This is a genomic window from Streptomyces sp. NPDC028928, assembly GCF_055564915.1.
On the sequence record NZ_JBVHVI010000001.1, the window covers coordinates 555287 to 568774 of the forward strand.

The window sequence follows — 13488 nt, forward strand, 5'->3', positions numbered from 1 at the left end:
TCTCGGCCGGTCCGGCGGGAGGGCCCTGCGGGGTGGGGGTCTCAGCACGGTGTCTGCTCCAGGTGTGTTCCGGACGGGTCCGTGGTCAGCCGGTGTACGTGTGCAGGGTCAGGCCGTACCGGTTGAGGATCTCGTTGACCGGCTGGAACCAGGTCTCGCCGCCGCCGGCGCAGTTGCCCCAGCCGCCCGAGGTGACGCCCTGGGCCTGGTCCCCGGTGATGAAGGAACCCCCGGAGTCCCCGGGCTCGGCGCAGGCGCTGGTCTTCGTCAGCTGGTGCACCGCGCCCTCGCTGTAGTTGACGGTCTCGTTCGTCGCCAGCACCGTCCCGCAGTGCCAGTGCGACGTGGATCCCGAGCGGCAGACGGAGGACCCCACGGGCGCCACGGCCGAGCCGCGCACGAGCTGGTCGGGCACCGTGCCCCAGCCCAGCACCACCGGGACCGTCCACCAGCCGCTGCCCACGCTCACCCAGGCGTAGTCGTTGTCCGGGAACGACGAGCCCTGGAAGGTGCCGATGTAGGAGCCGTCCCAGCCGTTGACGCCGGCGCCGGGCCGGCCGCAGTGCCCGGCGGTCACGAAGCCGCCGTACACCGAAAAGCCTATGGAGCAGCGGACGTTGCCCGTGTAGTAGGGGTCACCGCCGACCGTTCCCGCGGCGAAGGTCCGTGGCGTGGCTGAGACGGTCCTGACGGTGACGGGGCCCTCCTCGCGAGCGCGGGACACGAAGCGTCGGACATCGTTGTCAGAGCGGTCGCGTACGATGTCGACGACCACCGTGTTCGCCACCGGATCGACGTGCCAGCCGCTGACCCCCGGCGGGGCGGACAGCCGGTCGATGCGCGCCTTGACGGCGTCCAGTTGCCGGGCCGTGTGGACGGCCGTACGGATTTCGGCCCCGGCCGCCCTGATCGCGCGGCGGGCGCCCGTCGAGGCGTCCGAGGTGAGCGCCACCACCAGGCGCCCCCGCGCGGGGTCGAACCAGGAGCCCGCGTAGGCCTCGCCGGCCGCCTGGCGCATCCTCGGAGCGAGCGCCGCGGCGGCCCGCTCGGCCGCGATCCGCGCCTCGGCCTGGTGCCGCGTGAGGCCGAGGTCGCGCTGCATGGCGGCCAGGAGTCCGTCGGAGGCGGGCTTGGCGGACGCGGTGGATCCGGTGGATTCGGCGGACCCAGCGGATTCGGCCGACGGAGTGGAGCCGGTGGATCCGGTGGTCGGCGTGGAGCCGGTCGCCGCCGCGGGGATCGTTCCCGCTGCGCTCAGGCCGCCGAGGAGCAGGAGCGTGGCCAGCGCGGCATGCGTAAGTCGTCTGCGTCTCACGGGAGTTGCCCTTCGTCGTTCCAGGGGTGGGGTGGAACAGCCGATGTCTGAGAGCGCTCTCATGCGTGGCGGGGCAGAGCCTAGCCGTCCCCGCCCGCCAGGTCCATGCCAATGCACGTCTTCACGGAAGACTCGAGCGGGCGCGCCGGGCGGAACCGGCGCGTCCACCACCGCCGGTCCGGCCAGGCCTCGGAGCTGCTGCGGGCCGCCGGGTTCACGGTCGGGGCCCACCTGTTGCTCGACCCCGACACGAGCACGCCCGGCGCTGTCCTCTTCGCTCGCCGGCAGCCCTGGGGCGCCGGCCTCTGCCGTACGCGGCCCCCTTGCGACTCCGGCCGCTCAGGTGGGCTCGAAGAACGGCTCGGGCACGGAGTCGGCGATGGTGTAGGGCCGGAACCGGGGGTCGGTGAGGATCCGGTACAGGAACTCCGTCGCGGGCATCTCGTAACGGTCCCAGGACTCGCTGTCCTCCATCTTGGCGAGGACCGGCCATGTGTCCGCCGAGCCGTCCGTGACCTGCCAGAAGAAGCTGTCGGCCGCACGCGAGATCCCCCAGGGGATCAGGCCCCCCGTCGTTCCGGGCACATGGATCGGATAGGGCGCGAACGCGCCCTCCGCACGGTCGTCGTTCTCCAGCAGCACGCGCCACGTCCTCAGCAGGTCCGCCACGCGGGTCTCATCGGCACACAGCACCGACACCACCTGCGAGAACTCGCCGGCACCGAACGCCTGGCACAACTCCTTGTAGTCAGCGGGCAGTTCCGTCCCCAGCGCGGCTTCGATCTCCGCCCAGGGCTGTGCGGCGTCCCGCGCCTCACGGTCTGTGACCCGGAGAAGGGAGTCCACCCACATGAAAGAACCTCGCCTGCCTGTCCACGGACGGGCCGGCCGATAGGGAGCCGGCGGCCCGGATGCGGCTGCGGACCCTACCAGGTCCCCGGCGGACGGCTCGCGCACCCGTCCCGCCCGGGGGTGTGCCCCGGGCGGGACGTCGGCGCCCGGCGGGCCGGGTTACAGCGCGCGTTCCAGGCGGTCCGCCATCAGCTTGACGAAGCGGGCCGGTTCCTTCGGCTGGCCGCCCTCGGCGAGCACCGCCAGGCCGTGCAGGAGCTCGGCGGTCTCGGCGAGTTCCGTGCGGTCCTCGCGCTCCTTGTACGCCTGGTTGAGGCCCTTGACCAGCTGGTGGTCCGGGTTGAGTTCCAGGATCCGCTTGGCGCGGGGCACCTCCTGGCCCATGGCGCGGTACATGTTCTCCAGGGCCGGGGTCAGGTCGTGCGCGTCGGAGACCACGCAGGCCGGGGAGACGGTGAGGCGGGAGGACAGGCGCACCTCCTTGATGTCCTCGTCGAGCTGCTCCTTCATCCAGCCGAGCAGCCCGGCGTAGTCCTCGGTCTGCTTCTCGCGCTCCTCGTCGGAGGTGTCCTCGTCCTTCGCGTCGAGGTCGATCTGGCCCTTGGCGACGGAGCGCAGCTTCTTGCCCTCGTACTCGCCGACGGCATCCGCCCACACCTCGTCCACCGGGTCGGTGAGCAGCAGCACCTCGATGCCCCGCTCCCGGAACGCCTCCATGTGCGGGGAGTTCTCGATGCTCTGCCGGGACTCGCCGGTCAGGTAGTAGATGTCCTCCTGACCGTCCTTCATCCGCTCCACGTAACCCTTGAGGGTGGTCGGCTCGGTGTCGTGGTGCGTGCTGGCGAACGAGGCGACGGCGAGGATGGCGTCACGGTTCTCGGAGTCGGTGACCAGTCCCTCCTTCAGGACCGTGCCGAACTCCCGCCAGAACGTGCCGTACCTCTCCCGGTCCTTGGCCATCATGTCCTTGACCGTGGACAGGACCTTCTTCGTCAGCCGTCGCCGCATCATCTCGATGTGGCGGTCCTGCTGGAGGATCTCGCGGGACACGTTGAGCGACAGGTCCGCCGCGTCGACCACGCCCTTGACGAAGCGGAGGTACGGCGGCAGCAGCGCCTCGCAGTCGTCCATGATGAACACGCGCTTGACGTAGAGCTGCACACCGCGCTTGAAGTCGCGGGCGAACAGGTCGTGGGGGGCGTGCGCGGGGAGGAAGAGCAGGGCCTGGTACTCGAAGGTGCCCTCCGCCTGGAGCCGGATCGTCTCCAGCGGGTCGCGCCAGTCGTGGCCGATGTGCTTGTACAACTCGTGGTACTCGTCGTCGGACACCTCGTCGCGCGGCCGCGCCCACAACGCCTTCATGGAGTTGAGCGTCTCGGGCTCGGGCGCCTCGTCGCTGTCGCCGGACTTCTCGGGCACCATCCGGATGGGCCAGGTGATGAAGTCCGAGTACCGCTTGATGATCTCCCTGATCTTCCACGGGGAGGTGTAGTCGTGGAGCTGGTTCTCCGGGTCGGCCGGCTTGAGGTGGAGCGTGACCGAGGTGCCCTGCGGAGCGTTGTCGACCGTCTCCAGCGTGTACGTGCCCTCGCCGCGCGAGGTCCAGCGGGTGCCCTGGGTCTCGCCGGCGCGCCGGGTGAGCAGGGTGACCTCGTCCGCCACCATGAAGCCGGAGTAGAAACCGACACCGAACTGGCCGATGAGCCCCTCCTCCCCGGCCTTGTCCTTGGCGTCCCTCAGCTCCTGCAGGAACTTCGCGGTGCCCGAGTTGGCGATCGTGCCGATGAGCTGCCCGACCTCGTCGTACGACATCCCGACACCGTTGTCCCGCACGGTGAGGGTACGGGCCTCCTTGTCGATGTCGATCTCGATGTGCAGGTCGGACACGTCGGCGTCGAGCGAGTCGTCCCACAGCTTCTCCAGGCGCAGCTTGTCCAGCGCGTCGGAGGCGTTGGACACGAGCTCCCGCAGGAAGACGTCCTTGTTCGAGTAGACCGAGTGAATCATCAGCTGGAGCAGCTGACGGGCCTCTACCTGAAACTCAAAGGTCTCAGACGGCATGATCGCGAATACCTCACAGGTCCTGTCGCCGGAACTGGTGGCAGCCACTGTAAAACACCACGTCAGCGCGGTGGCCGGAAGTGGGGGGCGCTGGCTGGATCCGCCCCCCTTTCCGGGGCGCGACCGAAGGCGCCCCTCACTCAGCGTAGCGGATCACTCGCCCTACGGGAGAGGGGGTCGGGCGGGGTCACACCGGCGCTCATAACCGCCGGTCCCCCGGGTACTCGCCGGGTGCAGCCAAGCACTGACTACGGAGGCGCTGAGATGAGCACCGTCAGGGAAGCAGTGGAAGTCGAGGTTCCGCTCCACACCGCCTACAACCAGTGGACGCAGTTCGAGGAGTTCCCGAACTTCATGGAAGGCGTCGAGGAGGTCAGGCAACTGGACGACCGGCACAACCACTGGACCACGAAGATCGGCGGAGTACGGCGGGAGTTCGACACCGAGATCATCGACCAGCTGCCCGACGAACGCATCACCTGGCGCACCACCAGCGGCGACACCAACCAGAAGGGGACAGTGCGCTTCGAGCGTGTGGACGACTCCCACACCAAGGTCGAGCTGGTGATGGACGTCGAACCCAGCGGAGCCGTGGAGCGGACCGCGGATCTGCTCGGCACGATCGACCGGCGCGTCAAGGGTGACATGAAGCGGTTCAAGCAGTTCATCGAGGAGCGCGGCGCGGAGTCCGGCGGATGGCGCGGCCGGATCAAGCCGGGTGGCGGGGGGCCGACACCGCTCTGACCCCGCGGGAGTCGCTTCGCGCGGACAGACGCGGACAGACGCAGACAGACACACGGAGACGAGCAGCGCATGGCCCGGCCACATGGCTCGGGCCATGCGGCTGTCTTGGGACCCCATGCCGCTGTCCCCGCGCGTGTGCCGGTCACGATTCCCGCGGCGAAAGCCCGTGCAGTCCGGTGTCGGACATGACGCGGTCGACGGTCTCCCGCAGGGAGCTGCCGGCTCCGATCACGGTCTCGACTGCGCCGGGCAACAGGTCGAGGGGCCGGTACCACGCGCGCAGCTCCGCCTCGCCGACGTCGACCGCCTGCGGCTTGGTGGCGTGGCGGGCGAGGGTCTCCTCGAACGGGACGTCCAGGTAGTAGCCGTGGGTCGGTCCGCGGTGGTCGGCGCGCAGGCGGGCGAGCATGTCGCCGTAGTGGGCGGCGTAGAGGATGCCCTCCACGACGACGTGGAATCCGGCGTTCAGGGCGTAGCGGGCCGTGAGGTCGATCAGGCCGATGTTGGCGGCTCCGGGGCGGTCCCGTTCACGGAGCACGACGCGGCGCAGATTGTCCTGTCCGACCAGGGCCAGGCCGCGGCCGAACCGTTCGCGGACACCGGCCGCGACGGACGACTTCCCCGAGGCGCTGTTGCCGCGCAGCACGACCAGCCGGGTCTCTTCGGTGCCCACCATCACACCGTCACGCTACCCACTGGCATCCGAACCGCAGCCGCCCGTCCGGGCGTTGTCAGTCCGGTTGCCGCTGTCCGCCCTCACCCGTGCACGCCCTGTACACGACCGTAGGACCGGACGGTGACGGCAGGGCGGTTCACGTCGGTGGCTGCGTTCGCACACTCCCGTCCCAAGGCGCACGATGGTCACAGGGGGCACTCGGCACCGCGGGCCGTACCCGGGCCGCGGGCGGCACGAGGAGGGCATCATGACCCGCGCCGGCACCGTCGCCGGAGGCCGGACGCCCGACACGGTCGAACCGGGCGGCGTCCTCTCCGAGAGCCATCCCTGGAGGATCCGGCTGGTCAAGCATCCGAAGCGTTTCGAGTCGCCGTTCTTCCAGGCCGCGAAGCGGACGGCGCACCGGATCCTGGACGAGATGGACGACGCGGACCTGCCCTACGGACCCCGGCCCGTGCCGCCCGAGCGCTGGGAGATGCACCACGGGGGCAGCCTGTGGGTGCGGACGGCGGGCGGCTGGCGGATGTACCGGGCCCGTGTGGGCATCGAGTGGAGCATGCAGTTCTGCGCCGAGCCGCCCAAGATCGACCGGCTGCGCCGGGACGCGGCCGAACTCGTCGCGGCCTTCCCGGACACGCTCCCCGCCCTGGCGGAACTGGGCTACGAGGAGGCCGAGGAGCTGCTCCGCACGCCGGTCACGGACGCCGACGGCGTCGAGGCGTGGACCGACTCCTTGTTCAACGCGTGCGTGCCGATGAGCCGCGGGAACCACCAGGGAATCCTGCCGAAGGTGCCCGGTGAGCACCATTACCCGTGGCCCGTGAAGGGCGCGGACTTCTTCCGGTACGACGACTTCCAGCTGTGGGTGACCCTGCCCGACGGCACCCATGGCGCCGTGGTGCCGGTGGACCGGCGCGGCTCCGGTGACGGGCATGTGCGTCTGGTGCTCGCCCCGGAGGGCAGCGAGGCCGCGGACACGCTGGCCGAGGCGCAGGAGCACGGACTGATGGCGGTCCTGCCGCCGAACAGCTCGGCCGCGCTGCAGGCGTTCGCCGGGCAGATCGAGCAGGGACAGCGGACCGCGTCCGGACCACTGGTCCGGCGCCGCGTACGCGGCAACGGCGGGCCCTCCCAGGCCGGTTGACCCTTCGGCCTCACCCCTCAGCGCGGCGGCGCACTGCGGGCGCGACGCCTGCCGGCCGGACACTTCCGGCGGCGTCCGAGCCGCTAGGCTGCCCGGCATGTCCACAGCAACCCGCAGTTCCGTCGCCGGCACCGCTGCTCTCGTTGCCGTCTGCCTGCTCGGCGTCGCCGGCTGTTCCGCCGGCTCCGGACACGGCGAAGGCGACGGCGGTTCCCCGGTGCTGAAGGGGCTGGGCGCCTTGGGCGGCGACAGCGGCAAGGGGCAGGTGACCTATCTCGACGCCGCCGCGGTACGCAGGCTGAGCAAGGAGGGCGGGAAGCGGTTCGCCGCCGTCGGGCAGCCGAGCAGCAGCCTGCTGAACGCGTACGACCCCGGCCCGTGGGCCGGCCACCTGAAGGCCGAGCAGATCGACACCGCGATCGACGCCAAGGGGGCGGGCCACTGGGAGGGGTCGTTCGACGCGGCGGCCATCACCGCGTCCCTGAAGGCGAACGGCTACGCCCGCAGCGAGCAGGACGGCAGGCAGACCTGGACACGTTCCCCCACCAAGGGAGTGGCCTTGCAGGTCTCGAAGGACACCATCTCCTACACGACCCCGGGCACCCCCCTGTCGGCCGTCCACCCGGGCAAAGGCGCTTCGCTGGCCGACATCGAGGAATACCGGCGCGCAGTCGCGTGTCTGGGCGACGACGTCTACCGGGCCGACTTCAACCCGCTCACGGCCACCAAGCCGGTACGGCTGTCGGCACTGGGCCAACAGGCCGACTCGACAGGCAAGAACACCGAGGTGCTCTGCGTCGTGGTGAAGGACGAGGGAACTGCTCGGCGCCTGTCGGCCAAGCTGCGCTCGGTCGTCCGTGACACATCGCCACGGTACGACGGCGCGAAGGTCACCGTGGAGAAGGGCGAGCAGCCTCTGGTGCGCGCGGCCGTCCCGGACACCGCCGGCCAGCGCCCCGGCCGGCTGATGCTCTCCGACCTGGACCTGTGGATGGCCGTGGTCAGGCTGTGAGTCCGGTCGGCGGTCCGGCGCGCCCGGGCCGCCGTGAGCCTGCGACGACCCGGGCGCCGGTCCGGTCCGGCCTCGCGCGGGATCAGTTCGGGTTGTCCCCGTGGGTGAGGGTCTCCCAAGCGACGAAGAGGTTGTTGCTGCCGGCCGGGCGGTTCTGTCCGGTCAGGGTCTGGGTGTTGGTCATGGCGATGCCCAGGCGGTTGTGCAGGGCGTTGTAGCCGACCTCGGTGACCGGGCCCAGCCCCCGCTTGACGGACCCGCCGCACAGCCAGCTCGGAACGGCGGCGCCCAGTTCGTACTTGGACTGGAAGCCGAGTGCCTGCCGCAGTCGCTCGCCGACGTCGGTGCCGTACAGGTCCTGGCCCTGGATCCGGCTGGTCTCGGCGACATGGGAGATGGCGGAGATGCCGTACCCGGTGTGGGTGAAGTCGCGGCAGGTCTCCTGGGTGAGGCCGGTGACGAAGGTGGACTGGCCCTGCCAATAGGAGACGATCTTGTCGCGGGTGTCGAGGTTCTGGCTCGGTACCGTCTTCGGCAGGTCGCCGTCGGAGGCGAGGTACACGTAGGCGGCGGTGCGGGTGCGGAACTTGGCCATGGCCGTGTCGTACGACGCCTTGTCCTCCAGGAAGACGGAGATGCCGACGGCCGCCTCCATCATCGACAGCTCCCAGTTGCCGTTGGAGTTCGAGCCGTTGATGACCTCGGGCAGATAGACGTTGCGGAGCATGGTCGCGAAGCGCCCGGAGTCGGCCCAGGTGCCGGTGTACGTGTACTTGATGATCTCGGCGGCCTTCGGCCAGGAGGAGCCCGCCCAGCCCGTCTGCAGCGGCGCGTTGCTGTTGGTGTGGTCCCGGAGCAGGGCGGACCAGGCGTCCATCAGCTCGATCGCCTTCTTGGCGTAGCGCTCGTCGCGGGTGATGTACCAGGCGAGGGCGTCGGTGTAGGCCGCGATGGCGTCCTCGCGTTCGTCGGTGCAGCCGTAGTTGGGGTTGGAGTACGAACCGCACTCGACCACGGCGCGGGGTTTGGGTGTGCGGCTGAGGCTCGCGTACTTGCTCGCCATCATCTGGTCGTACGCGCTCTTCCAGGGCTGGGCGCCGGCGAGCACCTTGCCGCGGACGAAGTCGAGTTGGGCGCGGGAGACGGTGACGCCGGGGTGGGTGAAGGCCGCGGGCGCCGCCTCCGCCCGCTGGGTGCCGGGCCAGGAGAGCAGTCCGGCGCCGAGCAGGGTGACGGCGGCCGTGAGAGCGAGAGCGGAACGCAGGGGCTTGAGGCGGCGCCGGGCGGGTGTGTCGCGCATCTGATCCGTCCTCATATATGAACGCCATGCGGCTCGTTGAACGGGTGAGTTGTCCGAGACCATAGGTACGGACCAGGTACACGTCAAGGGGCTGGGAAACGAGCGCCGTTCACGTCCTGCGTCGCCCGGGCCGCCCGGCGGTCAGCACGACCGATATCCCCGACATCGCAGTCCGCGATCCTCGATACGTCGGATGCGTCACTGTTCAGTCGGCCGAATGGACCCGTCACCCGGAGAACCGTGCTCGGCACCGCGCTGGGCGGCGCGCCGGTGGCGCCGGCACTGCCCGCCCTCCGGCACGAGGCCCGTTCCTCGGTGACGGGCTGCTCGACAGCAGCGGTCCCGGCCCCGCGGCCCTGTTGTGCCGGGCTCTGCCATGGCCGAGGGCCCGTCAGGACGGCTCAGGTCGTGCCGTCCTCGGTGCCGCCGGCGGGAGCCCGGTCGCCGTGGTCGCGGACAGCCGGCTGCTCGGGACGTGCTGCGCGGCGCCGGCGCCAGGCGCGCACCGCTCCCGCCGTGCCGGTGACGACGGCCGCGGTGACCAGCTGGGCGGGCAGCTCGGTCAGCAGTCCGTGCGCCAGGAGTTCGGCGGTGTGCCGCAGGAAGTCGGGCATCGGTACGGTCTCCTTCAGGGACGGGCTCCACCACATGCCGGAGAAGAACCGGAACGCGGTGACGGGATGTGCCGACCAGGCTGCGGCTGCTGAGACGGAGTGGTCTACTTGTCCGGCCGCCCGGCCGGACAAGGCCCGGACAAGGCGGACAAGCCCTGTCGTCCACACGGGAGTCGAGGAGCCGCACGTTGGTCGAGGGACGCCGACGCACCCGCCCGTGGGGACCGCTGAAAGGCCCGGACCGGCAGGCCGACGCCCTGGCACAGTTGCTGCGCGGCTGGCTCGACGGCGCGAACCTCCGGGTCGATGATCTGCGAAACCGGCTGACGCCCGAACACTTCACCACCGGGCGGGTGCCGAGCCGGACCACCGTGGCGGACCGGCTGGCCGGCGTCGGCCTGGACAACGACTTCGTGGAGGCGGTCGCCGACGTGTGCTCGGCCGACGCCGCCGAGCGGCAGCGTCTGCTGGACCAGGCGCGGGCCGTCAGGAACGGCCAGGTGCCCCGGCAGCAGCCGCACCGGCAGGCCGCGCCCGCCGGTGACGGCGGCATCGCCGGCGAACTCATCGTCGTACAGCGGCATTCCCTGGCGGTGTCGGACAAGCTGTTACGCGCCATGGAGCGGGTCGCCGAGCTGGAGCGGGAGCGCAACAACGCCAACCAGATGGTGCTGTTGCTGCTGGCGATGGTGGACAAACTCCACCGCGACATCGAGACGCTGGCCTCCGAGCGGGAGCGGCTGCGCGGCGACGTCACGCAGCCCCTCGTCCAGGAGGTGCACGAGCGTCTGGAGCGCAGCGAGGAGCAGCGCCGCAAGGCCGAGCACGAGCTGGACCGGGCCAGAGCCGAACGCCGGCGGGCGGACCGCCTCGCCGAGGAGGCCGCCGACCAGGTCCGTGCGCTCACCGCCGAGCTGGAACTGCTGCGCCGCCACGCGGCCGCCGCCGAGGACGGACCGGTCCCGGTCGTCGTCACCCCGGAGCCGAGCGGGCACGAGCGCCTGGACGCGGACGCCGAGGACATCGACCAGGCGCTGGCCAAGGCCGCCCGGTACCTGGACGGCGGCTCGGACCGCCTGGACCGCCTCGCCGACGAACTGCGGCTCGACAACGCCACGGACATCCCCTCGGACAACGCCGCGGACAACTCCCCCGCCAGCGCCGACACGGCGGACAACCCGCCGGACATCCCCGCGGGCATCCAGGCTCCCGTGGTCGACGCTCCGGCCGAGACCCCCGACGCGTCGCCCCCGGGGTACAACGTGCCGCGCCGCAACCCACGGTTCACCGGCCGTGAGCCGCTGCTGCACGAGACGCGCCGGCTGCTGACGAGCAGCGGTCCCCACGCCGGCGTGGTGACGCTGTACGGCATGCTGGGAGTCGGCAAGACCCAGCTCGCCACCGAGTACGTGTACCGGTTCGGATCCGAGTACGACGCCGTGTGGTGGATCAACGCCGACAGCCGCGTGGGGTATCGGCACCGGCTGGCCGAACTCGCGCAGCAGCTCGGCCTGTCCACCGGCCCCGAGTACGGCGAGCGGCTGAGCGCGGTGCGTGACGCGCTGCGCCGGGGGACACCGCACTCCCGCTGGCTGCTGGTCCTGGACGGCGCCGACGACCCCGACCTGATCGGGGACCTGGTGCCCACCGGCCCCGGACACGTGCTCATCACCTCCCGCAGTCCCGGGTGGGGTGAGCACCAGAGCGCGCTGCTCGAGGTCGGGGTCCTCGACCAGGAGGAGTCGGTCGCCTTCGTACGGCGCCGCGCCCCGGGGCTGACGGTGGGGGTCGCGCATCGGCTGGCCGAGGCCCTGGAGGGCCTGCCGCTGCTGCTGGACCAGGTCGCGGGCTGGCTCAACGCCTCGGGCCTCTCCGTGGACGACTACCTCGCCCAGGGGCAGGAGGGCTTCGTCCGCGACGTGGCCCTGGTGTCCGCCGACTACCCCCTCCCCTTCGAGGCCGCCTGGGCGATCCAGCTGAACAAGCTCCGCGAGAGCGACCCGGAGTCGGTGGACCTGCTCCGGCTGTGCGCGTTCTTCGCACCCGGCCGCATCCCCGTACGGCTGCTGAGAGAGATGCCGGTCGGGGCCCTGTCCAAGCGGCTCGCCGCGCTCCTCGGCGACCCCGTACGGTTGAACAGGGCGATCAACCGCCTGTACCAGTACTCCGTCGTGCGCCAGGGCTCGCACGAGGCGGCGGCTGAGGACGGAGCGGACCCCGGCGAGTCCTTGTATCTGCATCGCATGGTGCACGACTTCGTGCGCAGGGACATGCCCGAGACGGACCGGCTGGAGTTCGGCGGCGCGGCGCGCCGGGCGCTGACCGCCGCCGACCCCCGCAAGCCCGCGGACACCCGGCACTGGGACGCCTACGCCGAGATCGTCCCCCACCTGGAGTACGCCGACGTCCTGAGCAACGTCTCGGACATCAGGGTGCAGGAGCTGAGGCTCAACTGCTTCCAGTACCTGTACCTCGCCGGCGAGTACGAGTCCGGAGCCGCGCTCGCCCAGCGTGCCCTGGACACCGTGCGGGAGCTGCTGGGCGCGTCGCATCCGTGGGTGTGGGACCTCGTCCACGGCGCCACCGGTCTGCTGCGCGCCTGCGGCCGGTACGAGCGGGTCCACGCGATGGACCGCGCGGCCCGGGAGCAGCTGCGGGCGGAGCGCGGACTGCCGGATCCCTACCACCTGCGGGCGACCGAGGATCTCGCCGCGGATCTGCGCGCCCTGGGCCGCTGGCAGGAGGCGTTGGAGCTGTGCCAGTGGGTGTACGGCAGCCACCGTGCCCAGCTCGGTCCGCTGGAGTCCCGGACCCTGCATGTCCTCGGCGGACTCGGCTCCTGCCTGCGGCTGCTGGGCCGGTACGAGGAGGCCTTGGAGAGCGACGGCGAATCGCTGGAGGGGCGGCGCCAACAGCTGCGGCCCGGCCATCCCCTGACGCTGTCCGCCCACCTCGCGTACGCGACCGACCTGCGCCTGCTGGGCCGGTACGAGGCCGCCGAGTCCACGCTGGCGGTCAGCACGCGCGAGCACCGGGAGGTGCTGGGTGCGGACCATCCGCAGACGCTGCGGGCGGAGCACAACCTCGCCCTGTGCCGCCACCACGGCGGTCACGCCGGGGCCAGGCAGGTTCTGGACCGGGTGGTCCGGGTGGCCGGGGACAGGCTGGGCGCGGAGCACCCCGGCACACTGGCCTTCGCCGCAACCCTGAGTTGTCTCGCCAGGGAGGAGGGCGATCTGCACGGGGCCCGGACCGCCAGTGAGTCGATCATGTCCGGGTACGAGCGGCTCCTGCCCGCGGGGCATCCGTTCCTCGCGGGTGTCCACGCCAACCATGCCCTGATCCTGGAGCGGACCGGACGGCGGGACTCCGCGTACGCCCTGACCGAGCAGGCGCTGTCCGACCTGACCGCCGCCCTCGGGGAGAGCCACCCCTACGCCCTCGGCTGTGCCCTCAACGCCTCCGGCCTGCGCAACGGCATCGGTGACACCGAGGGCGCGGCCGCGCTCAGCAAGGAGACCGTCACCCGCGCCACCGAGGCCCTCGGCCCCGCCCACCCGCTCACCCTGTCGGCTCGCATCGCCCACGCCGCCGATCTGCGCGATCTCAGGCGACGAAAGGACGCCGACGGGTTCGAGCGGATGGCGCTGTGGGACCTGGAGGACACGCTGGGCCCGCAGCATCCGCGTACCGCCGCCGCCCGCGCCCGCAGCCGCCCGTACTGGGACTTCGAGCCGGAGGTTCTGTGACGACCGCGGTCGTCTCCGGCG

10 protein-coding genes are annotated in these 13488 nt (G+C 71.3%); 4 read left to right on the plus strand and 6 right to left on the minus strand.

The genetic code is table 11. The features are described 5' to 3' along the window. Nucleotides 1-85: 85 nt before the first annotated feature. The 3 genes from ACZ4U1_RS02505 to htpG form a co-directional block, all read right to left on the minus strand. Nucleotides 86-1315, minus strand: a complete 1230-nt coding sequence (locus ACZ4U1_RS02505; RefSeq protein ID WP_467898665.1) for a S1 family peptidase — start codon at nucleotides 1313-1315, stop codon at nucleotides 86-88. Nucleotides 1316-1654: 339 nt separating this feature from the next. Continuing rightward, a complete protein-coding gene (locus tag ACZ4U1_RS02510) occupies nucleotides 1655-2161 on the minus strand; it encodes an SMI1/KNR4 family protein (RefSeq protein ID WP_467898668.1) in 507 nt (168 codons plus the stop codon). A 165-nt stretch (nucleotides 2162-2326) separates the two neighbouring features. Continuing rightward, entirely contained in the window at nucleotides 2327-4228 is a 1902-nt protein-coding gene (htpG, locus tag ACZ4U1_RS02515; RefSeq protein ID WP_467898670.1) for a molecular chaperone HtpG, read from the minus strand. Between the two features lie 264 nt (nucleotides 4229-4492). Here htpG and ACZ4U1_RS02520 point away from each other — a divergent pair, with 264 nt between their 5' ends. Next, complete coding sequence (locus ACZ4U1_RS02520) at nucleotides 4493-4972, plus strand: SRPBCC family protein (RefSeq protein WP_467898674.1); 480 nt, start codon at nucleotides 4493-4495, stop codon at nucleotides 4970-4972. A 142-nt stretch (nucleotides 4973-5114) separates the two neighbouring features. Here ACZ4U1_RS02520 and ACZ4U1_RS02525 read toward each other — a convergent pair whose 3' ends face one another. Further along, complete coding sequence (locus ACZ4U1_RS02525) at nucleotides 5115-5648, minus strand: AAA family ATPase (protein WP_467898676.1); 534 nt, start codon at nucleotides 5646-5648, stop codon at nucleotides 5115-5117. A 247-nt stretch (nucleotides 5649-5895) separates the two neighbouring features. On the opposite strand from ACZ4U1_RS02525, the gene ACZ4U1_RS02530 reads away from it, so the two are divergent. Together ACZ4U1_RS02530 and ACZ4U1_RS02535 are read left to right on the plus strand one after the other, a co-directional pair. After that, nucleotides 5896-6792 carry a DUF6424 family protein gene (locus ACZ4U1_RS02530; protein ID WP_467898679.1) on the plus strand — a complete coding sequence of 299 codons (897 nt, stop codon included), beginning with the start codon at nucleotides 5896-5898 and terminating at the stop codon, nucleotides 6790-6792. A 97-nt stretch (nucleotides 6793-6889) separates the two neighbouring features. Continuing rightward, nucleotides 6890-7804: a hypothetical protein gene (locus ACZ4U1_RS02535; RefSeq protein WP_467898680.1), complete on the plus strand. Its 915-nt coding sequence runs from the start codon at nucleotides 6890-6892 to the stop codon at nucleotides 7802-7804. Between the two features lie 82 nt (nucleotides 7805-7886). Here the strand turns inward: ACZ4U1_RS02535 and ACZ4U1_RS02540 are convergent, their stop codons facing one another. Further along, nucleotides 7887-9104, minus strand: coding sequence for an alginate lyase family protein (locus ACZ4U1_RS02540; RefSeq protein WP_467898683.1), 1218 nt, complete (start codon nucleotides 9102-9104; stop codon nucleotides 7887-7889). 401 nt (nucleotides 9105-9505) lie between these two features. Next, nucleotides 9506-9718, minus strand: a complete 213-nt coding sequence (locus tag ACZ4U1_RS02545; RefSeq protein ID WP_467898686.1) for a hypothetical protein — start codon at nucleotides 9716-9718, stop codon at nucleotides 9506-9508. 188 nt (nucleotides 9719-9906) lie between these two features. Here ACZ4U1_RS02545 and fxsT point away from each other — a divergent pair, with 188 nt between their 5' ends. Then, complete coding sequence (fxsT, locus tag ACZ4U1_RS02550; RefSeq protein WP_467898689.1) at nucleotides 9907-13467, plus strand: FxSxx-COOH system tetratricopeptide repeat protein; 3561 nt, start codon at nucleotides 9907-9909, stop codon at nucleotides 13465-13467. Nucleotides 13468-13488: the final 21 nt, after the last annotated feature.

Coding starts and splice junctions, on each gene's coding strand:
- ACZ4U1_RS02540 (WP_467898683.1), bottom strand. CDS start 9,104: ATGCGCGACACACCCGCCCGGCGCCGCCTCAAGCCCCTGCGTTCCGCT.
- ACZ4U1_RS02525 (WP_467898676.1), bottom strand. CDS start 5,648: ATGGTGGGCACCGAAGAGACCCGGCTGGTCGTGCTGCGCGGCAACAGC.
- ACZ4U1_RS02535 (WP_467898680.1), top strand. CDS start 6,890: ATGTCCACAGCAACCCGCAGTTCCGTCGCCGGCACCGCTGCTCTCGTT.
- htpG (WP_467898670.1), bottom strand. CDS start 4,228: ATGCCGTCTGAGACCTTTGAGTTTCAGGTAGAGGCCCGTCAGCTGCTC.
- ACZ4U1_RS02545 (WP_467898686.1), bottom strand. CDS start 9,718: ATGCCCGACTTCCTGCGGCACACCGCCGAACTCCTGGCGCACGGACTG.
- ACZ4U1_RS02520 (WP_467898674.1), top strand. CDS start 4,493: ATGAGCACCGTCAGGGAAGCAGTGGAAGTCGAGGTTCCGCTCCACACC.
- ACZ4U1_RS02530 (WP_467898679.1), top strand. CDS start 5,896: ATGACCCGCGCCGGCACCGTCGCCGGAGGCCGGACGCCCGACACGGTC.